The sequence below is a fragment of the Psychrobium sp. nBUS_13 genome, from assembly GCF_051201665.1.
Classification (GTDB): domain Bacteria; phylum Pseudomonadota; class Gammaproteobacteria; order Enterobacterales; family Psychrobiaceae; genus Psychrobium.
Genome location: NZ_CP179210.1, coordinates 3,798,488 through 3,818,270 on the forward strand (window position 1 = coordinate 3,798,488; position 19,783 = coordinate 3,818,270).

At 40.4% G+C, this 19,783-nt stretch carries 15 protein-coding genes and 2 pseudogenes; 10 read left to right on the forward strand and 7 right to left on the reverse strand.

Going from position 1 to position 19,783, the window contains the following annotated elements; all coding sequences use genetic code 11:
- Positions 1-70: 70 nt before the first annotated feature.
- Positions 71-204, reverse strand: a pseudogene (locus tag ACMAZF_RS17605) (IS110 family transposase); the annotation flags it as partial.
- A 322-nt stretch (positions 205-526) separates the two neighbouring features.
- On the opposite strand from ACMAZF_RS17605, the gene ACMAZF_RS17610 reads away from it, so the two are divergent.
- The 10 genes from ACMAZF_RS17610 (at position 527) to ACMAZF_RS17655 (ending at position 12,133) form a co-directional block, all read left to right on the forward strand.
- The gene (locus ACMAZF_RS17610; RefSeq protein WP_435277276.1) at positions 527-814 is read left to right on the forward strand and encodes a substrate-binding domain-containing protein; all 288 of its coding nucleotides are present in this window, start codon (positions 527-529) and stop codon (positions 812-814) included.
- A gap of 135 nt (positions 815-949) precedes the next feature.
- Positions 950-1,921 carry an IS30 family transposase gene (locus tag ACMAZF_RS17615; RefSeq protein ID WP_435275029.1) on the forward strand — a complete coding sequence of 324 codons (972 nt, stop codon included), beginning with the start codon at positions 950-952 and terminating at the stop codon, positions 1,919-1,921.
- 82 nt (positions 1,922-2,003) lie between these two features.
- On the forward strand, positions 2,004-2,360 hold the full coding sequence (locus tag ACMAZF_RS17620; protein ID WP_435275030.1) for a hypothetical protein: 357 nt from the start codon (positions 2,004-2,006) through the stop codon (positions 2,358-2,360).
- A gap of 239 nt (positions 2,361-2,599) precedes the next feature.
- Positions 2,600-4,165, forward strand: a complete 1,566-nt coding sequence (locus ACMAZF_RS17625) for a hypothetical protein (RefSeq protein WP_435275031.1) — start codon at positions 2,600-2,602, stop codon at positions 4,163-4,165.
- A 14-nt stretch (positions 4,166-4,179) separates the two neighbouring features.
- On the forward strand, positions 4,180-4,446 hold the full coding sequence (locus ACMAZF_RS17630) for a hypothetical protein (RefSeq protein ID WP_435275032.1): 267 nt from the start codon (positions 4,180-4,182) through the stop codon (positions 4,444-4,446).
- A gap of 453 nt (positions 4,447-4,899) precedes the next feature.
- Positions 4,900-6,267 (forward strand): sigma-54-dependent transcriptional regulator, encoded by a 1,368-nt coding sequence (locus ACMAZF_RS17635; protein WP_435275033.1) that lies wholly within the window; start codon positions 4,900-4,902, stop codon positions 6,265-6,267.
- Positions 6,248-7,543 carry a sensor histidine kinase gene (locus ACMAZF_RS17640; protein ID WP_435275034.1) on the forward strand — a complete coding sequence of 432 codons (1,296 nt, stop codon included), beginning with the start codon at positions 6,248-6,250 and terminating at the stop codon, positions 7,541-7,543. Before ACMAZF_RS17635 ends, ACMAZF_RS17640 begins: the two co-directional genes overlap by 20 nt.
- Positions 7,544-7,699: 156 nt before the next feature.
- Entirely contained in the window at positions 7,700-8,956 is a 1,257-nt protein-coding gene (locus ACMAZF_RS17645) for an efflux RND transporter periplasmic adaptor subunit (protein ID WP_435275035.1), read from the forward strand.
- Positions 8,957-8,990: 34 nt separating this feature from the next.
- Complete coding sequence (locus ACMAZF_RS17650; protein WP_435275036.1) at positions 8,991-9,707, forward strand: ABC transporter ATP-binding protein; 717 nt, start codon at positions 8,991-8,993, stop codon at positions 9,705-9,707.
- Positions 9,704-12,133 carry an ABC transporter permease gene (locus tag ACMAZF_RS17655; RefSeq protein ID WP_435275037.1) on the forward strand — a complete coding sequence of 810 codons (2,430 nt, stop codon included), beginning with the start codon at positions 9,704-9,706 and terminating at the stop codon, positions 12,131-12,133. Before ACMAZF_RS17650 ends, ACMAZF_RS17655 begins: the two co-directional genes overlap by 4 nt.
- Positions 12,134-12,172: 39 nt before the next feature.
- On the opposite strand, the gene ACMAZF_RS17660 is transcribed toward ACMAZF_RS17655, so the two are convergent.
- The 6 genes and pseudogenes from ACMAZF_RS17660 to ACMAZF_RS17685 form a co-directional block, all read right to left on the reverse strand.
- On the reverse strand, positions 12,173-13,264 hold the full coding sequence (locus ACMAZF_RS17660; protein WP_435275038.1) for a c-type cytochrome: 1,092 nt from the start codon (positions 13,262-13,264) through the stop codon (positions 12,173-12,175).
- A 106-nt stretch (positions 13,265-13,370) separates the two neighbouring features.
- Positions 13,371-13,883: a DUF1697 domain-containing protein gene (locus ACMAZF_RS17665; protein ID WP_435275039.1), complete on the reverse strand. Its 513-nt coding sequence runs from the start codon at positions 13,881-13,883 to the stop codon at positions 13,371-13,373.
- Positions 13,884-13,997: 114 nt separating this feature from the next.
- Entirely contained in the window at positions 13,998-16,409 is a 2,412-nt protein-coding gene (locus ACMAZF_RS17670) for a glucan 1,4-alpha-glucosidase (RefSeq protein WP_435275040.1), read from the reverse strand.
- Between the two features lie 9 nt (positions 16,410-16,418).
- Positions 16,419-18,103, reverse strand: a pseudogene (locus tag ACMAZF_RS17675) (MFS transporter).
- Between the two features lie 165 nt (positions 18,104-18,268).
- A complete protein-coding gene (locus ACMAZF_RS17680; protein ID WP_435275041.1) occupies positions 18,269-18,439 on the reverse strand; it encodes a DUF1315 family protein in 171 nt (56 codons plus the stop codon).
- A 1-nt stretch (position 18,440) separates the two neighbouring features.
- Positions 18,441-19,649, reverse strand: a complete 1,209-nt coding sequence (locus ACMAZF_RS17685) for a quinone-dependent dihydroorotate dehydrogenase (RefSeq protein WP_435275042.1) — start codon at positions 19,647-19,649, stop codon at positions 18,441-18,443.
- Positions 19,650-19,783 lie beyond the last annotated feature (134 nt).

The following is a 19,783-nucleotide window of genomic DNA, read 5'->3' on the forward strand; positions in this document are numbered from 1 at the left end:
TATAAACTTCAGCCCCTAACAGTCTCTTGAAGGTCGGTCTTACCTATTTTAATCGCTCTTTTTGACAAATCTAAGCCACGAGTAATTGTGACTGATACTCTTTATTATGCTTTAGCAATGTAAAAGCAGTTCTTACCGTTTTATTAGCCAAAGCTATTGCTGCTATTTTTTACCTCGACGTACGGTTAATTCTTTTGTGAGCTTGCGGCAGCATAGCTCAACTTACTATTTTTAATCTGATTTAATCACTGTCACCAATCTACTTAGGTAACAATGATGCCTGATAAATTAGCCCAAACCGTTACTGCTTTCGAACAATGGCGACTTGAAAAAAACTGTAAAAGCTCATCCACACCAATCCACCTGCGAAAACAGGCTGTTGCGCTATTAATACCAATTATTTTAGGTGCGGAAAGACGGTTATAACAAGAAGAGAAGGCATAATTCTCTTGGCTACTTAAGCCCTGAGAAGTATGAAGAATTAAATGTCGCTTAACAAAGTGTCCATTCTGGCTGGATCAGATCAATTTTTACGGCATGTGATCTAATGGCCATTGGCGCTATGCGAGCAATTAGCGACAAAGGCTTAAAAGTCGGCGATGATATTGCGGTTGTTGGTTACGATGATATATCAGTAGCGCAATTTACAAACCCGCCACTGACAACGGTGCGCCAAGATACAACGATTGCCGGACAGCTCTTGGTTAAAAACCTCGTTGGGCTTATACAAAAAAAATCTATCACATGTTCTATTATCCCTCCTCAACTAGTTATTCGTGAAACTTGTGGGCTAGTTGTTCATATAAAATCTTGATTTATAAAATCAAACAAAATATTTACATTTAAATAACTCTTAGATTCAAATCATAAGTGCATAACTTGAATTAGGTAGAAAAAGTAGCCAGCTGAATATAGGCTAATTGCTTTTTCTCCAGCAAGAGATGCAACAATGAAAACATATAAACAACTGACTTATGAAGTACGATGCCAGATTTACGCGTTAAATAAAAGTGGAATGAGTCAGAATCAAATGGCGAAACAACTTAATGTTAGCCAATCCACGATTAGTAGAGAATTCGCTCGTAACACAGGATTACGGGGCTATCGTATTAAGCAAGCTCAACAGTTTGCCCAGCAACGTAAAGCGGCAGCACCCAAAGCGACTAAGATGACCGCCCAAATCATTGACGTGATCGAATTAAAACTCAGTGAAAAATGGAGTCCTGAGCAAATAGCTGGTTGGCTTGAACTCAATGAGGTAGTTAACATTAGCCATGAAACAATTTATCAATATATCTGGCGAGATAAACAGCGTGGTGGCACATTATTCAAAGCATTGCGTAGAAAGGGCAAGAAATATCAACATCGTCGTCATGATAAGCAAGCGGGTCGAGGGTTTATAAAAAATAGAGTAAACATTGATAAACGACCACAAGTTGTTGATGATAAAAGTAGGATTGGCGATTGGGAAATTGACCTTGTCATCGGAAAAGGACACAGTGGTGCGCTAGTGACTATTGTAGAGCGTAAAACGAGTTTTACTGTGTCTAGCCGTGTTAACGATAAATCCGCAGACACAGTCACTGCCGCAACAATAGCGTTGTTAAAGCCCTATCGAAAAGCAGTGGCAACGCTCACGGCTGATAACGGTAAAGAGTTTGCTTACCATGAGAAAGTGACAGCAAGTTTAGGGTGTGATGTTTACTTCGCCGACCCTTATTGCTCTTGGCAACGAGGATTAAATGAAAATACTAATGGATTGTTACGACAATATTGGCCAAAATCAACTGACTTCAAAAAGATAGAACAGTCAGAAGTGAAAGCTGTCATCGTCAAACTCAACGACAGGCCAAGAAAAAAGCTTAACTATAAAACACCAGCGCAATTAATGGCTGAACATATGGCAGAGATAGCTGCTTAGCGGTTATGCACTTCGGAGTTGAATCTGCCACTTTATATATACTTCTGGATGCTAAACAATTTGATATTACAAGGACAAAAATATGAAAAACTCACTCTACTCTCTCATTTTAATAGGTTTCTTTTTATCATTCGACGCAAATTCAGTTGCGCATAATGGAGGAAACTATAACGATAGAGTGTCGACAGAATGTGACTCAGACTGCCAGAAAGACGCACAAATTAATCATCAGAATATACTAAATTGGCTGGAAAATATAACTAGCCCAGTTGTAAATAGAGAAGAGTCACACAGTGAATATCTTGCTCACTTATTTGAAGGTAGGGAAACTAATACTACGGTGGTAATAGCAAACGAAAAAACGTTTAAAAATAGCCGAGGATTATGTTTAATAAAAGCAGATTTAATTTTAAAAAAGAACAGGAGTAAATATTGGTGAAATGGCCCTTGTTTACACAGGATTATCGAGAGTTGTTCCAGAAGGACCTTATAGACGAGCCTTTACCGTAACGGCAGTAACAGCAAGTGCCAAACAAACTAGGGATGCGTATAGACAAAACGAAGAGTTAGTCAAGTCTTGCCTAACATTGCCAGAGTCTATTTTAAAAAATAGTTATTTGTAACATCCATAAAGGCACCTGAATATTTGGTGCCTTTATTCTACTTAAGTTAATTAACATGCGATCAAAATATATACCTTTAACAATATTAGCTATAATTCTTTGTGCTGTTTTAATTAGACTTTTATTAAATAAAACATCAAATAGCCAAGTAAAAGTCATCGTTGATACACCTCAATCTAGCGAACAAGCATCAAAAAAAGTTCCCAACAATAAAGTCGACTCTATAATCAAGCAACAATGTGAACTTAACAAAGAACACATTAACTCAATAAACTTATTAGATATCGATTTAAAAGTGCTTGTAAAAGAGCCTATATTCAAATTAACTAATACAAAAAAGATAAGACAATCAAATAATCTAAGTTTAATAATATTTAAATTGGGGCTATATTACCCAATAATAAAAAATAATCGTATCTCATTACCTCAGAAGCCTTTTATATTACCTAAAGAACTTGAAAACAAGTTAATTACTGCAAGCACAACTAATAACTTAACCTTGATTTCTGATATATTGCGAATTGAAGTTATTCCTCCTGAAACAAAGGTACTTAATAATACGCTTCTTTTCTTAATTTATTCTTTCAACAAAAATCTAGACGTAGATCAACTTTCACAATTATTGGCAAGCGGACTATATCCAAGGTTTGATGATCTAATTTTGGCAACGAAGGAAAATTGGTCAAAAGAGATGCTAGATCTCTTAGTTAACTATTACAGTGGTTCTCTAAATAAACCAATATATATAAGTGATAAAGAATACAATTTACCGACATTAACGATTAAAGATTTGAATGCAAATTTGTTCATGTATTGGTATAACTACAATTTAAGATATAACCCTGCATCCAACATTGAATCTTTAACTGAAATGGACTTTTTAGCAATTGCGGCAGAAAGGTTCCCCGAAAAAACAGACGATATAATCAAAATTTTTAGAATTCTAGCGAAAGAAGGTATTTACCCAAAAAAGTTCAATAAAATTCATTACTTAATTGCTTCACTGAACATAGAAACTTATCACGAATTTTCAGAGTATATTTTAAACTTAATTAATAAATCACATTTTGCATATAATAGTTTGTTAAAGATCGCACATGAAAAGCAATTTAATTCGAAAAAATTATCCTCTATATTAAAAAAAAGAATGGAAATATTAGAAGAAATCAAGGCTTGTGCACCTTTAAACCTTATAGAACCTAATAAAAAATTGTCAGCCAATTCCACTTCATCAGACTTACAACTGTCAGACGAAACTAAAGTATTAATGTATGAATTACAAATTGCAGCAGAAAAAGGTAATTGGGAAACTTATGTGCAACTACATTATGAAATTTTTACAAATGTTTCAGAGGAAGTATTTAATGATATTATTATTATTAACTTAATAATCCAAAATGCGCCATTTATTCACATTAAATCTCAATTAGATAAAAGTAACCTCTTTATTAAAAAAGAACACCTATTAATGTCTGCGCTTAATGGCAATATTGAACAATTTGAATCTTTAATTCCATATAGCCTTCATTTGACTGATTTACGCAGTTCATCTTTTGAAAAGAAGAATATTAAACCTGAAATCAGAGCATTATTGAGAAAACGAGATAGAGAAATTGAGTAGTTAAGGAAATATACATGAATAACAAAAAAACATTGCAGTTAATTAAAAAAAATGAAATAAAGCACTGGAAATATTTGACTATTTTTATATTGCTTTTCATTTCATTGGATTATTTTTTATTTCAGGGTTGGACTATTGAACATCCAGAATTAAAGCAGAATCTATCAGAGTTTAGAGTTGCGACTATATATATATATTGCACAATTGGTTTCATAATTAGCTATTCTGCAAGAGGATTAGAAAAGTGCATTAAGAATTTATCGGACGAAAATAAAAATTAAACAAAGCTATTGTTCGTTTTTAATGAATACGAGAACAGGCCAAATAATTCCGTAACATTAGCGCCGCTTATCCTCTCTTACGGTTACTATGTGAGAGAGATTTCATATGCGATTGATTATGGTCATATTAGCTTCAAAAAGTGCAGTGATATCGCTTTTTAGCCTAGTGCTTTCGCGCTAGAACGAATAAAGCCAAAACTAGGGGATTCTAAACAACCAATAATGTTGTACATCACCAACAATCTCGTGTAACTCAATAACTAAAGTACCATTAATTCGAATAACAGTTTTGAAAATTTATCAATATCTTCTCTTTGACCCTTTGCTGCTATCCACGATTATACAAATGTACAAATTTGGATAAAGCTTACAAAACTAGAGGTGAGTCATCTTGTAGTCACGTCGATTTGCCCTTACTATGCAATCAATACTGCACCATTTTTTGGAAATATAGTGACAATTGCAACCATTCTTATTGTCGATGATAGACCTGATATTAGGCTCAGCGCAGCCTTTGTATTGGAAGACAACAACTATCAGGTTCTGGAAGCCGAATCACCCTACCAAGCCCAGCAAACCATAAACGACAATGACGTTTCGCTAATTCTACTGGATATGAACTATTCACTCGACACTACATCAGGTGATGAGGGCTTAGAACTATTGCGATGGCTTTCAAAAAATCATCCCAATGTCCCTGCTGTTGCGATGACAGCATGGTCTAACGTTGAACTTGCGGTTAAATCGATGCAAATTGGTGCCAGTGATTTTATAGAAAAGCCTTGGAAAAATCAGCGTCTGTTGCAAGTTATTTCACAGCAGCTGGCCATGGCAGGATTAAAACAACAAAATCAACGGTTACATCAACGCCTCGAGTCAGAGCCACAGCACGCCTACCAATGGCGCTCAAGCTGTATGGTTAACCTAATGGCACAAATCGATAATGTAGCTGCCACGGACGTTGCCATTTTGCTTACTGGCGACAATGGCACAGGAAAAAGCCAGCTTGCCAAACATATTCATCAACAATCTCAGCGTGCAACACAGCCTTTTATAAGCGTTAACATGGGTGCTATCTCTGAATCGTTATTTGAAAGTGAGATGTTTGGGCACACCAAGGGCGCATTTACCGATGCAAAGTCCAGTCGTATTGGTCGCTTTGAATTAGCACAACAAGGAACACTATTTCTGGATGAAATTGCCAACATTCCATTATCACAACAAGCAAAACTACTACGCGTTGTTGAGTCAGGTGAATTCGAACCCTTAGGAAGCAGTAAAACTCAGCAAACTAATTGTCGATTAATCAGCGCGTCAAATGGTGATTTCACCAGGTTGATAGCAGAAGAGCAATTCAGAGAAGACCTATTTTATCGCTTAAACACGCTAGAGTTTCGTGTTCCCTCTTTACATGAACGACTCGACGACATTGTGCCATTAGCTGAGCATTTTATGGCACAATTCGCTAATAAATATAAACGTACGCTCCCAGCGCTAAGTCAGTGCGCTAAACAAGCATTACTTGGTTATCATTGGCCCGGCAACATTCGAGAATTAAGTCATGTAATGGAGCGCGCAATATTGCTTTCACCAATCACTGATGAACAGCCGATATTGCAAGATTCCGATCTTCCAATTTCAGCAGTACGCACAAACAATACGACAATGACATTTATGACTCTCGAGCAAGCAGAAGTCAGCTTGATTGAGCAGGCATTAGCGCGCACAGAAAAAAATGTTCCTCAGGCAGCACAATTGCTTGGCCTTACAAAATCGTCACTATATCGTCGTCTCGAAAAATATGATCAAGTTCAGCGTTAGCCAGTCACTAGAGCGTTATCTAACAATTCGCTGTGTTTTCCTGACGGCGCTGATATTGTGCTTAAGTACAATCATCTTCTATCAGTTAGCTATCACGCCGTGGAATATAGCGATACTACTCGGGTTAATTGGATTAGCCTGTGGCATTGTTCTTAGTCAAATATACCGACGGATAATGTCTACCTATAGTCGTGGCTTGTTGCATATTGAGGCGATGCGAGTCGAAGACTACAATCAATACGCTAAATGCGATTTTACCCAAGGATACGCAGCTGAGTTCCACCTGCAATTAAAACAACTGAGTGAGCACCTTGCGGAGCAAAAGTCTCGCTATGATCAACATGCCTTTTTGGTCTATCAATTAATTGATCAGCTCAACATTCCAATTTTAGTCTTTAATCAAAAAAATAAACTGAGCTATGCAAATGGTGCTTTTTCAGCTTTGTACGCACAACCATGGCAGATGTTTCGCAATGCGTCACCTAAGTTATTAAACCTCACCAAACGTGACAATAAGTGGCAGTTAGATAAAAATAGTCAGCAATGGCAAATCAGCCAAAGTGAATTTATCGACGATGGTCAAACCCACCAGTTACTCGTATTTACCAACGTAGAATCAGTTAAACGAGAGAGTCAGCAAAACGCATGGCACCAAATTATTCGAGTCATGAGCCACGAAATAAGAAACTCACTTACACCAGTCTCATCGCTGGCCGAGAGTCTTGCTACACGTAGTAGCAGTGAGCGCGATCAAAAGGCGTTGGCATTGATTCACGAACGTTGCCATCACCTTCAAGACTTTGTTAGTCGATATTCATCATTGTCGCAACAATTCAGTTTAGAACCCAAGCAAATCGACACTACGCAGTTACAAGAACGCCTTGGTGGTTTATTTAATACCCATCAACTTGAAATGAGCTCGCAATGCCAGTGGATATGGGCAGATCAAACATTTATAGAACAAGTTTTGATTAACTTAATAAAGAATTCTATCGAGGCAAATGCAAGCAATATTCTATTGCTAATTCGCCAAATAGGACAGCACAACGAAATAACTATTACTGATAATGGCCACGGTTTCGCCAATCTCGACAATTTGTTCGTACCACTGTTTTCAACAAAAAGTCAGGGCCAAGGTATTGGCCTTAACTTCTGTCGTAATATTATCGAGCAACATCAAGGGACTATTGCGCTTGAAAACAACGAAGAAACTGGTGTAACTGTCACCATCAAACTTCCAACCAGCGCACCAAAGAAAAAGAACAATAACGCTTAAAGCTCAGTTCGTTATTGAAAACAGTCGGTCCGATATCGGACTGGCTCCCCAGCCCAACACCTTACTACAAACATAAACTCATGAATTAAAAGAAAAAACAAACTTGGCACGTTACTCGCTATTAGGTTGTTATTATCGAATAATCCTGAGGGTATCATGGACGTTGTCAAAACTAAGAAACAAGCCAAAATTAATTGGTCGAACAAAACGCTGCTAGCTATTGGCATATTAGTCGTTGCGGTATTAGTGTTTTGGGCCAATCAAAGTGCGAGTTCTGTCAGTGTAAAACGTGGCGAGATTTTAATTGATCATGTTAAGCAAGGAGATTTGAATGTCATTATCGAGGGATATGGCAGCTTAAAATCAGATAAACAGCAATTGATCACCGCTTTTTCTCGCGCCACTGTTAAGGAAATTGTGCTTAAACCTGGTGCTAATGTAAAAGCAGACAGCGTTATAGTGCTGCTCGACAATCCTGAATTGCAACAACAACTCGATAGTGCCAAACGGGCGTTAAGCCAGGAAAACGCCAACCTGCGCCAGTTAAAACTCAATCAGCAACGTGAAAAGCTCAATGAAGCTGCCGCGCTTGCACAAATTAATGCCAATTACGAAACCGCATCACTCAAACGCGTTGCTGAAGAAAAGCTGGAAAAACAAGGCATTGTTTCAACGCTCACATTTCAGCAGACCTTACTCAATGAACAACAACTCAAAAAGCGGATCAATATTCTTAAACAGCGTCTCGCACAACTTGATTTAGTTCATCAAGAAGCCATCAGCATTGGGCAAGATCGCGTGCATCAACAACAAGGCCTATTAGATATAGCGCAAGCACGCCTCGATAAATTGACAGTACGAGCAGGCTTTGACGGCGTGTTACAACGCTTATCTGTTGAATTGGGTCAGAGTTTATCGGCAGGTCAAGAAGTCGCACTCATTGGTAGTGTAAGCGATTTAATAGCATTAATTCGTGTGCCACAAAGCCAAGCACAACAAATCGAAATTGGCCAATCGGCAATCATTGATACCCGCCGCGATAAAATCATCGGTAAAGTATCACGCATTGACCCTATCGTTGCCGACAATACTGTCGAAGTAGAAATTGAATTACCAACACAGTTACCAGCTAGCGCACGACCAATGCTCAAAGTCGATGGGCTCATCACCGCTGATACCCTGCATAATGTGCATTACATTCAACGTCCGCCAAGCATTAAGGCTAATAGTAAAATTTCTCTTTACCGAGTTGATCCGCAATCACAACAGGCTCAGCTCGTCGAACTTAAATTAGGCCGCCAAGCCGGTCGTTACATTGAAATCATCTCTGGGGCACAAAAAGAGCAACAATTTATTGTCTCAGATCTATCAAACATAACCAAAACAGCCTCTGTACTAGGTATTAAATCTTAGTCACACGCCTAAGCTATTTTATAAGGAATTAACCATGAACAATATTAAAATCAAGATGACCAACATCGCTAAAGTTTTTGAAACCGATGAACTAGAGACTCACGCATTAAAAAGCATTGATTTAGAAATTTACGAAGGTGACTACGTGTCTATTTCTGGTCCATCAGGCTGTGGAAAATCAACCCTGCTCTCAATTTTAGGGTTACTAGATATGCCTAGTGGCGGCGAATATTTTATTGAAGACGTCAATGTAACAGACTTATCACTCGATATGGCGGCAGAGATCCGCAGTAGTAAAATTGGATTTATTTTTCAATCTTTTAACTTGATTGACGAGTTATCAGTGTTTGACAACGTCGCCTTGCCTTTACGTTACGGCATCGCCAAGATGAGCGATGAACAAATCAAGGAACGAGTTCAAGAATGTTTAGAGCTCGTTGATATGAGTCATCGTATTAGCCACAGACCAAATCAGCTCTCTGGTGGTCAACAACAGCGAATTGCTATTGCCCGCGCACTAGTCGCCAAACCAGCAATTCTGTTAGTTGATGAACCAACGGGTAACCTTGACTCAAAAAGTGGCGATCAAGTCATGGACGTGTTAGAGCAGCTCAATCAAGCTGGTACCACTATTTGCATGGTAACGCATGACCCACGCTACGCCGATATGGCAACCACCCAACTAAAACTGCTAGATGGTGCTATCTTAACCACGCCTAACCTTGAATCAGTTGAACAGGAGGCGGTATGAGTCAATTTTCTTATCAACAAAAACAAGCCTGGGCAGGTTTGAAAAAGAAGCCCGGTTTCATCGCAGCCATTGTTGCCACTATGGGTACTACACTCGGTGCATTGCTATGTGTATTAACGCTAGCTTATGTACTCATAGCGAAACCTTTGCCTTATCCAGATCAAGAGCAATTGTTTCAAGTAAACAGCGTTTTTAGCAATAACAAAGGCGAACGTGTTGGCAATGCTTTCACTTACCCTGGCTTGATTCATATGTACGATAATCAGACTGTATTTAGTGAAGCAGCCTTGCTATATGCCTCAGAAGACGTACTGATTAACTCACTAAACCAGCCAACGCTTGAAGTGCTGTTTGTCACGCCAGAATATTTCAAACTTGTCGATGCGCCAATGGCGTTGGGTAGATCTTTTGAAGAGACGGAAGCTAAAGATAAGAACAACCCTGTAGGTATTATTAGCTATCAAACGTGGCAACAACAGTTTGCTGGCGACGAAAATATCTTGGGTAAAAAAATGGACTTTAGCGGCAATAGCTTTTCGATTGTCGGTGTATTAGCACAAGAATTCATCGAGCCTGAGCTTTACGAAACAGGGGTTACTACTCACGTCTTCTTGCCATGGGACTACAATCAATCAGGCCCGCGTTTAAGAACATCTTGGGGTAATATTAACATCTCACAAATGTACATTGGTAAACTCACGTCGCCAATGACTGTCAGCCAAATCAATCAGACACTAACCACTCTCGTCAACGACAAATGGCAAGAAGAAGTCACTTCAGTCGAGTTCTTTAAAGGTTGGAGTATCGCCATGGATACCAAAAGCTTTAAAACTGAAATTCTTGGCGATAGTCAGCGTACTGTTTATTTATTACTGGCTGGTGTCATCGGCTTAGTGTTGATTGCTTGTGCGAACATAGCCAATCTATTCATCTCTCGTACGGCAGAGCAACAGCGTCAATTAGCTATTCGCGCCGCCGTTGGCGCTAACAAAAAGCATTTATTTAGTACCATTTTTGCTGAAACTAACTTATTGATGCTATTTTCAGTGGGTGTTGCATTAGTCATTTCAAGTGGTGGTTTTTACATGATGCAACAATTGCTAGCACAGCAATTACCGCGAGTTGGCGAGCTGTCTATCAACTGGTTTACGTTGAGCTGTGCCGTGATTATCGCCTTATCACTAGCACTATTTTTCGCTCGCCTTAGTACGCGCATGATCAATTACAAAGCGCTGAACTCTACTCTACAGTCAAGCGGTAAAGGCACAGGTATTCAAGTCTCACAAGGCATTCGTAAGTTACTGATCATTAGTCAAGTAACTATAGTGACAACGCTAGTGTTTATTAACATTAGTTTGTTTCAAGATGCTAAAAAGTCCATTGATCAACCATTGGGCTATAACACCGCGAACCTAAGCACCTTGTCTCTATCTATATCTGCAACGACGACACCACCTGAAGCGGAACGAATTCCAGTAATGAACGAGGTTCGCCAAAAACTTCTAGAGCTACCGCAAATTGTTGCCATCAATCAGTCAAGCGCGCCGCTTAATAGTTTTAATCTAAACGCCCAAATCTCAGTGGCCACCAACGAGCGCTTTGTCGTCAATACCAAGTTTATCGATCAACACTACTTTAATATGATCGGCCAAACCTTACTCGAAGGCGATAACTTTACCGCTGCAGACGTCAAAGACGACAACGCTGTAATGATTGTAAATACCGAGTTTGCACAAGCGTTAGCACCAGAAGGCAGCGCAATTGGCCAACAAATAAGCTTTGGTGGTGATCAGGCTGCGACTATTATTGGCATCGTGAAAGGTACTTTGTATCCAGGCCAAGCAGAGCAGCCAATGCAAGCTTACCGCCCTGGTTCACAAGCGAGTACTGTTATGACACTGCGTATTGCTGATGGCCAAGAGCTTACTCGCGAACAGGCTGTCGCCGTTCTCAAAGAAGTTACCACCCAATATACCGTATTTGATTTGGTAAAAATGGACGAGCGCCTCAATGAAATGCTATTCACTCAATACACGACAGCAGTGACTAGCGCCGTGCTAGCGGTGTTAACGATAGTGCTTTCTGCAATCGGCTTATACGGTATCTTAAGCTACAGCACGCAAATGCGTGGGTTTGAAATAGGTACACGCATGGCCATTGGTGCAAAGGGTCGTGATCTCATCAAATTAATCGTAGGAGAAAACTCTAGCTCTATAGCGATTGGAATAATTGTTAGTATGATGATATTGCTAGGTATTTATATCGGATTCAATGAAGAATTAGCTGGCTACTTTTCACTTCAACTTGTACCTGTTTTCGTAGTGACTATTGTACTCATTAGTCTAATAGCCCTATTTGCATGCTACTGGCCATTGCGTCAATTCATAAACCACCCCGCAATACATTCACTGCGTGGTAGTGAATAATCATTGATAGAACCACTATCATTCACTAGTGCTTATTCACTAGTGAATGCTGTTTTTCACATCGCGCCTCACCACCGGATAACCCAAGTTCATCCAGCCAAAAACGCCTTCCCATAAGACTGCTGTGCGTGTGTAACCTTTGCGTCGTAGTTTTTTAATCGTATGATCGGCGGCAGCTCGCGGACACGAACAATAGGCAACAATTTGCACATCCTTTGGAATACCTGCAACGGTTTCATCTAAATCAGCATAATAAGGAAATGGAATAGCCCCTTCAATGTGAGCGGTTTGCCATACGGATGGCACACGCGTATCCAATAACACCATGCGTTTCTTACCGTTAAGCGCGTCATTTAGGTCGTTGGATGATACGTACATACCATCTTGTAATGAAAAATTAGGATCGTCACCTTGCGGATTCACAATGTACTGTTCAGGTTTTGGCATAGCGCGTAAAACGGGTTTATTCATTGTCCAACCGCTGGCTTTACTACGTAAAAATGCGGTTAGGTTATTGATTTGTGCTGGTGACAATTTATCTTTAAACGGCAACATTGGCGTATCTTGACGGCCATTTTCAATGGCGTGACGAATAAACTCGTCAGTATTATGTGCTAACGCAGATTGATTACCTAATGCTGGCGCGCTAACGCCTTCGCCATTCACGCCATGACAACTTGTGCAATGTTGCTGATACAACTTACCCCCAGCAACGCTATCACCGAGCACTGGTTTAGTGGAAAACTGTAACCGATCATAGCCAGCTTGTTCCCATAACCAATAAGTAAGATCCCAGGTTTCTGCAAGCGTCATCGGACCGCCAACTTCATCTAAATAACCTCCCATCGCAGTGCCTTCACGCCCATAAGACATCGGCCGTACAATAGCATGTGGCACACCCGATTCCATCAAACTCTTGCTACGTAACGATGGCGCGTGATCGTTCGCATGCCCTTCTCGCTCTTTGCCGTGGCACAATGCGCAATATCGTTGATAATTCTTAGCAGCAACTCTTGCTTGCTCAGCCGTTAGTTTTCGTGGTGGTGAGATAGTCTCTCTTTCTGTGGCAAACGAAACAAAAGTCATCATAAACAGAGGGAAGCACAACAATAATGATAATCTAACATTCATCGAATTATCCTTTTGTGAGAATCGATTGAATTTCAGACTATCGAGTTGTGTGACTATTAGCAATCAACAAGCGCCAATAGAAAAGTCTAGTAACAATTACTATCGTTTAATCAAGCATCGCAACAATTTTATTGATGGTATTTAGGTTTCTAGCGGTCGCTGAAACGCCAAGACACGACTCCATATTTGTCGCAAACTTAGAGCGACCAATACCGTCTGGAGCAAACAAGTATAAAGTACGATCTTTTAATGTGTATTGCTCACATAACAGTTGATATTTAGCGACTTTATCAAGGTTTAGCTCAGGTATGTCATTGCAAATGAAGAAGTGAACGAGTTTGCCTTCTTTATTTTTATAAGGATTGCTCGCGGTAATATCACTAAATTCACTGGCTTTAATCACCATGATAGCAGGCGATATCCCACATAACTCTTTGACAACCTCAGCAATTAAACGCAGTGGTGAACTATCACTATCTAAGACAACATTACCGGACTGAATATAATAATTAACGTTTATAAACCCAGCATTTTCTAGCGCTGCCACCAGTGGTTTCATGGCAACTTTATTGTTGCCGCCAACATTAATTCCCCGAAATAAAACAACGTAAGTTTCCATGTTGTTGACTAGCTCCTCATAAAATTTAATCTAATAGAACATATTGAAACAAGATTTACTATCAGCCATAAAAAATACCGCTAAAAAGCGGCATTTGATAATCAGAAGTTTGAGTTATTTACGCGTAAATTTATCCGTTAATTCGCTGTAGTTATCCCACACTTGTTGGTCACTGTATGAACGCAGTAACTTCACATATTCAGCATGCGTCCATGCGAGTGGAGTTGCTGAATTAGTACCTTGACCTAGTTTGTAGCCGTATTTTTCATTACTGCCAACGCCATCCCAAACTTGCTCTGGTAGCATCATGCCTTCGTTAGCAAATAGCTCCATCGTACGAACGTATTTATTACGCAACTTATCCATGGTTGGTGAGCTTACTTGCTGTTCTTTGAGTTTCGCAGCAGCTAGTTCATAGTGACCACGTTCGCCCGTGAAGAATGGCCAAACACGTCCGCGCTGGGCTTCAATATTTTGCCCTGTCGCGTGATAACCACGGCCTTTGATGATGTCTTCACCGTAACCATCGTTACCGTAGCGACGCCAGCCCGGGAAAGTACCTTCTACGCCATCAAAGGTGAAGTTGTATTTAACACGTAGGTTATCTTCAATATTCTGGCTATCGTATTCAACCAGTGTATCTAAAACAGCAGCATCGTCTGCACTACGTACACCATAACGAACAAGTTCTAAGAAACCGCCATCGACGATGCTTTTCTTGTCTAGACCTGGCTTACCATTGTTGTCACCGAGCTTTTCATCATCGTTAATCGCTTTGTCTTTGTTTAAACGAACAAAATACTGACCATTGTCGTCACCTTCGGTAAATGCCCCTTTAGTGGTAAACATCAGCTTTTCGATATCACCCGCGTATTTCGTTGCTGTTTCTTCATATAACTTAGCGCCTGCATCATCGCCTGCTAATTTCGCAATATCAGCTGCAGCAGCAAGACCCGTGATAATAGCGGCAGTGGTCGATGGTGAATGGCCTGATTGTTCTTCCCAACGCTCTTGTTGCGTCATCGGTGGCGTAATCTTTGTATTGTTCCAATCGATATCAACTGTGCCGCCTTTTACTAGGAAATCAGCCGCTGGCTTAAGCATTTTGTGATACCAACTTACGAGCTGCTCATCTGATAACACTTTGTTATTCCAAAGCTTCCAACCTAGCATGATTGGCATCGCTGTTTGGTCTAGCTGTACACCAACCCACTCGATGGTGCCATCAACATGAGTTTTCTGTAAGAACCAACCGCCTTCGCCTTTGTTCTCTTTAAATTTGTCAGAAACCTGTACTTTTTCAAGGTAGTTAAACGACACTAACGGTGTTTCTTCGTCGCCAAGTGCAAGTAATGCCATTGCACACTGATAGAAATCGCGTGGCCATACCGCTTTATAGCCTGTATGACCTTTCTCTGCTGAAATCGCGTCACCCCACGGATTTGATAGTGATGCGATAAGCGCACCAGCGTGGGTTTTATCTTCCTGCGCCTTTAAGACTAAGGCACTGGTGTAAAGCAATTTACCGTTGTCAGTAGTCATCTCAGTCATTGATGGTAAACCAGACAGACTCGCTAAGTAATCTTCCCAACCTAGGTGCTCACCTTCGCCGTTGTAATGGGCTAGCACATCTTTGTAACCGTGCTTAAGTGACGCTTTAGCAGCACTTTCACTGTCTGCTTTAGAATGACCGAAACCAACGGCGATATCGTATTCAACAGTTACGCTTTCTTTGCCATTGAGCGCAACTGGCGCAAACTGCGCGGTCAAACCAACATTACCAGCGACTTCACCCGTGGTTTGGTACTGCCAGTCCATCGTGCCATCTTTAAGATCAGTTAAACCGTCAGACTCACCAATAAAACCCACTGAGGTTTTTGCAAAATCAGAGCCGCTTAATACCGTTAGGTAGCTGCCGTTATCTTCTGCCGACAAGCTGTCTTTAGTAGCAACCGCCATATCGTTGCTGCCGTTGTTATTGACATGCGGGTTAACGATTAAGTTGGTAGTTATACCATCTTCATAAGCGGTGAAATAGGTTTTAACAAATAGCGTGTTTTCACTAGGATCAGTAAATACGTGCTTTTCGATACTGTATTTACCTTCTTTATCCTTATTAACGATTTTGTACGCCAAAGAGAGCGGGCGGCCAGCGTCGTCTTTATAGAGATAATCAATGGTAGATACGGTGTCATGTTGCTCAGTATCGACAAAGCCTTTACCCGTCACTACAAATTGCATATCTTTAATTTGCGCTTCGTGGATCAGACCAAACATCGTCTCAGTAATGATGCCTTGCGCTAACGAGAACCATACTTTAGATACCTTACCTGTCGCAGCTTCATCGCTGTAAGCTAAATCTTTATAGGCTTCATAAGAACTACCAATACCCGTTTTACCAGCATAAGCCCACGTTGAGGGAGCGCCCGGCGCACCTGGCGCTGAAGATTTCTCGCCACAGCCAGCAAGCCCTAGCGTACTTGCTAAGGTAACGGCGATAAGACTTGGTTTAAATAATGGTTTCACGACAGACTCCTATTGTTGTTGTGATTGTGTCGTTGAAGAATACCGATCGCTAACAAACAGCGTTGAAATGCCTGCAATAATCATCGAAGCGCCGCCAAGCGCTAAGGCATAAACTGTTTGGCCTTCGAATAAGTAGCGCACCAATACGCCGAGAATACTCGCCGCTAATAACTGCGGAATAACAATAAAGAAATTGAAAATACCCATGTAGACACCCATTTTATGGGCAGGTAATGAATTAGATAATAATGCGTATGGCAATGACAAAATTGACGCCCACGCGAAACCGACACCAACCATCGAGAGCAGCAAGTAATCTGGATTTTCAATGAAAAGGAACGAAATTAAACCCGCTGCACCCAAGAACATATTCACCAAATGACTGACTCGCAGTCCCATCTTACTCACCATCACGGGAATCAAAATCGCAGCAATAGCTGCAAAACCATTGTATGACGCAAATAGCACACCAACCCAATCGGCACCATCGTTATATAATACCAAGTTGACAAAGTTATTGCCCACTTTTGCTGGTTAAAATAAAATGAATGTTGCGTTGCTTTCAATCCCAATAGCCAGCTATTGCTCAATCAAGCGCCTTGCCTTCATTTGTTTTTCCTTCGCAAAACAAGATCACAAACTTAATCAAATTGGTATAACTGACTCGTAGTATCTGTGCTGCCAAAGTGAAAAGCGGTTACCGCAGAGGTGGTATAAATCCACATGGCGAACAGTGCAAACCATGAGAAAAATTGTGTCACCGCCAATTGTTTCATCGTTTTTGGCATGTGAAATAAATCATTCACTACTTGGTAAAAGCCATTGCTAATTGCTTGGCGCTTAACCATTAGTGCCGTGAACAATTCAATAAGACCAAAAGCAATCAAACCTGCGGCAACTAGATATAGCTCCTCATCCAATTGATTGCTGTAGATAAATGTGAGAAATGCACCACCAATTAATGTACAAATAGCAAAGCCACTGAAATACTGATTTGCGGTGCGATGCTTTTCGACATGCGCCGCTTTCGATGCATCTTCAGCTGCTTCAAATGCCGCTAGTTGCTCCGGTGAATATTCTTTAGTGCGATAGACGGTCCAGCCTACAGCAGCTAACAACACCACAGCGCCCGCATAGAATGAATAAGTGACGGAATCTGAAATCTGCCCTTCTGGTGCAACGTTCGCAACGTCAAACCAGTTAGTTAGCATCCACGGTAATGCCGAAGCGACAATGGCACCAATACCGATAAAGAAACTTTGAAAGGCATAGCCCGTTGGCCGCTGATTCTCTGGCAACATGTCTCGAACGAACGCGCGAAACGGCTCCATTGTGATGTTAATCGACGCGTCCATAATCCACAACGTACCCGCAGCAATCCACAATACTGGCGCATTTGGCATCACGATAATGGCAAGTGAAGTAATTATTGCGCCATAAAGGAAATAAGGACGACGACGGCCTAATTTGTTCCACGTATTATCACTCAGATAGCCAATGATCGGCTGAACGATTAACCCGGTTAATGGCGCGGCAACCCATAAGATAGGTAGGTCGTCAATTTCTGCACCAAGCGTTTGGAAAATACGACTAACATTGGCGTTTTGCAGTGCAAAACCGAATTGGATGCCCAAGAATCCAAAACACATATTCCAGATCTGCCAAAAGCTAAGATTAGGCTTTTGCTGCGACATACACACCCCAAATTATTAATACTTATAATAGCCATTGATAATATAGCGAGTGTCTATTGATGCCTAGGCATTTGCATACGTATTCATCACAAGTCTGCAACATCATCAGCCATTACAGTGAGCTAGGGCTAATGAATAAGTGGGCAAAGATTTACCCACTAAGGTTTAATGATAGTAATTTGTACAATTAAGTTCGTGAAAGAACAAGGCTCGCTGGCAAGTTAATCGCTGTTTATCTGTAACGGCATTGCCATTGCGCCACTTACCACAATCGAGAGCACGACGAAATTCTTGATAAATTTCTGGGGGTAAACTGGCGGCAATCTGCTCAAACATCTTACGCAGCCTTATCGTCTTTACCAGCTTGCACATTGTCTTGTTGAGCAATAATTGGCAATGGATTGCGTGAACCAACTGCTTGCTCAATCGAGATAAAGCCGTCTTCTTTTAATAACTTCACTAATCCGCGGTTGATTTCGCTGATATTTTGCGGACCATCAAAAATCATCGTGGTGATCATGTGTAACAAACTAGCACCGGACGTGATTTTTTCGTAAGCATCTTTTGCAGTAAAAATACCACCGACACCGATAATAGTTATTTTACCGCTAGTTTTACGATAAACATGACGTATTACATTCGTTGAAATACGTTGTAATGGTAAACCACTCATCGCACCTTTGCCTTTAGGTAATTGCCCCAAGTTCGTTGGGTACTCCGCGGCGATATGCTCATTGTTTCCTTCTGGTTTTGCCAAATTAGTTAACACAACCCCTTCTAATTTGTGTTTCAACACGCCATCTATAATTGTATCAATTTCTGCTAAAGACATATCAGCTGCCAACTTAAGGTAAATAGGCTTGTCTGAAATAGGGCGAATCTTTTCATTAACAGCGATAAGTAATGCATCAAGATTATCAGGATCAACAAAGGGTTCACCGTCTTGTGTATTCGGACAACTAATATTAATAGTGTAATAGTCACCAATATCTTTAAATAATGTCATTGTTTTCAGGTAATCACGAATAGATTCCTGTAGTTCAAATTCTGGCGTAACATTTGACTTGGCAGCATTAATGCCGATCCGTAAGCGACCAAAATCAACATTAGTTAAACGCTTAGAAATTTTTTCAGCACCAAAGTTATTTAGGCCATACCATACGACGATTGAACGAGATTTAACCATTCTAAATAAGCGTTTACCTGGGTTACCTGGGCATACTTCTCCAGTAAAAGATCCTAACTCAGCCAAGCCAAAACCCAGTGATGGGTAAATACTGGTCAACTCACCGTCTTTATCAAATCCGGCAGATAGGCCAATAGGGTTTCGATATTTTATTCCGTCGACTTCAATACTCAAACATTTATTACCATAGTCAAATAATAAAGATGTCAACCCTTTGGTCAAAGGGTTGCTGCCTAAAAATACACCAATTCGCTTAAGTGAGTAATGGGCACTTTCTGGTTCCATTAAAAATATTAGCGGTCTTGTCACGCGATACAGCACGCGTAAAAGAAAATTTCTAAAACCTATTAAAAAATTCATTGTTTATTCCTTGAAGATATGAAATTACCATTACCACAAATGATAATCGATCTCATTTGCATTAACAACTTTAGTTTTTAATGAGCAATAGATATTTCGATTTCGCGAAATAAAAGTTGCGATAGTGCAAATAA

Coding starts and splice junctions, on each gene's coding strand:
- ACMAZF_RS17680 (WP_435275041.1), bottom strand. CDS start 18,439: ATGTTTGAGCAGATTGCCGCCAGTTTACCCCCAGAAATTTATCAAGAA.
- ACMAZF_RS17650 (WP_435275036.1), top strand. CDS start 8,991: ATGAACAATATTAAAATCAAGATGACCAACATCGCTAAAGTTTTTGAA.
- ACMAZF_RS17615 (WP_435275029.1), top strand. CDS start 950: ATGAAAACATATAAACAACTGACTTATGAAGTACGATGCCAGATTTAC.
- ACMAZF_RS17625 (WP_435275031.1), top strand. CDS start 2,600: ATGCGATCAAAATATATACCTTTAACAATATTAGCTATAATTCTTTGT.
- ACMAZF_RS17660 (WP_435275038.1), bottom strand. CDS start 13,264: ATGAATGTTAGATTATCATTATTGTTGTGCTTCCCTCTGTTTATGATG.
- ACMAZF_RS17685 (WP_435275042.1), bottom strand. CDS start 19,649: ATGAATTTTTTAATAGGTTTTAGAAATTTTCTTTTACGCGTGCTGTAT.
- ACMAZF_RS17655 (WP_435275037.1), top strand. CDS start 9,704: ATGAGTCAATTTTCTTATCAACAAAAACAAGCCTGGGCAGGTTTGAAA.
- ACMAZF_RS17620 (WP_435275030.1), top strand. CDS start 2,004: ATGAAAAACTCACTCTACTCTCTCATTTTAATAGGTTTCTTTTTATCA.
- ACMAZF_RS17665 (WP_435275039.1), bottom strand. CDS start 13,883: ATGGAAACTTACGTTGTTTTATTTCGGGGAATTAATGTTGGCGGCAAC.
- ACMAZF_RS17645 (WP_435275035.1), top strand. CDS start 7,700: ATGGACGTTGTCAAAACTAAGAAACAAGCCAAAATTAATTGGTCGAAC.
- ACMAZF_RS17630 (WP_435275032.1), top strand. CDS start 4,180: ATGAATAACAAAAAAACATTGCAGTTAATTAAAAAAAATGAAATAAAG.
- ACMAZF_RS17640 (WP_435275034.1), top strand. CDS start 6,248: ATGATCAAGTTCAGCGTTAGCCAGTCACTAGAGCGTTATCTAACAATT.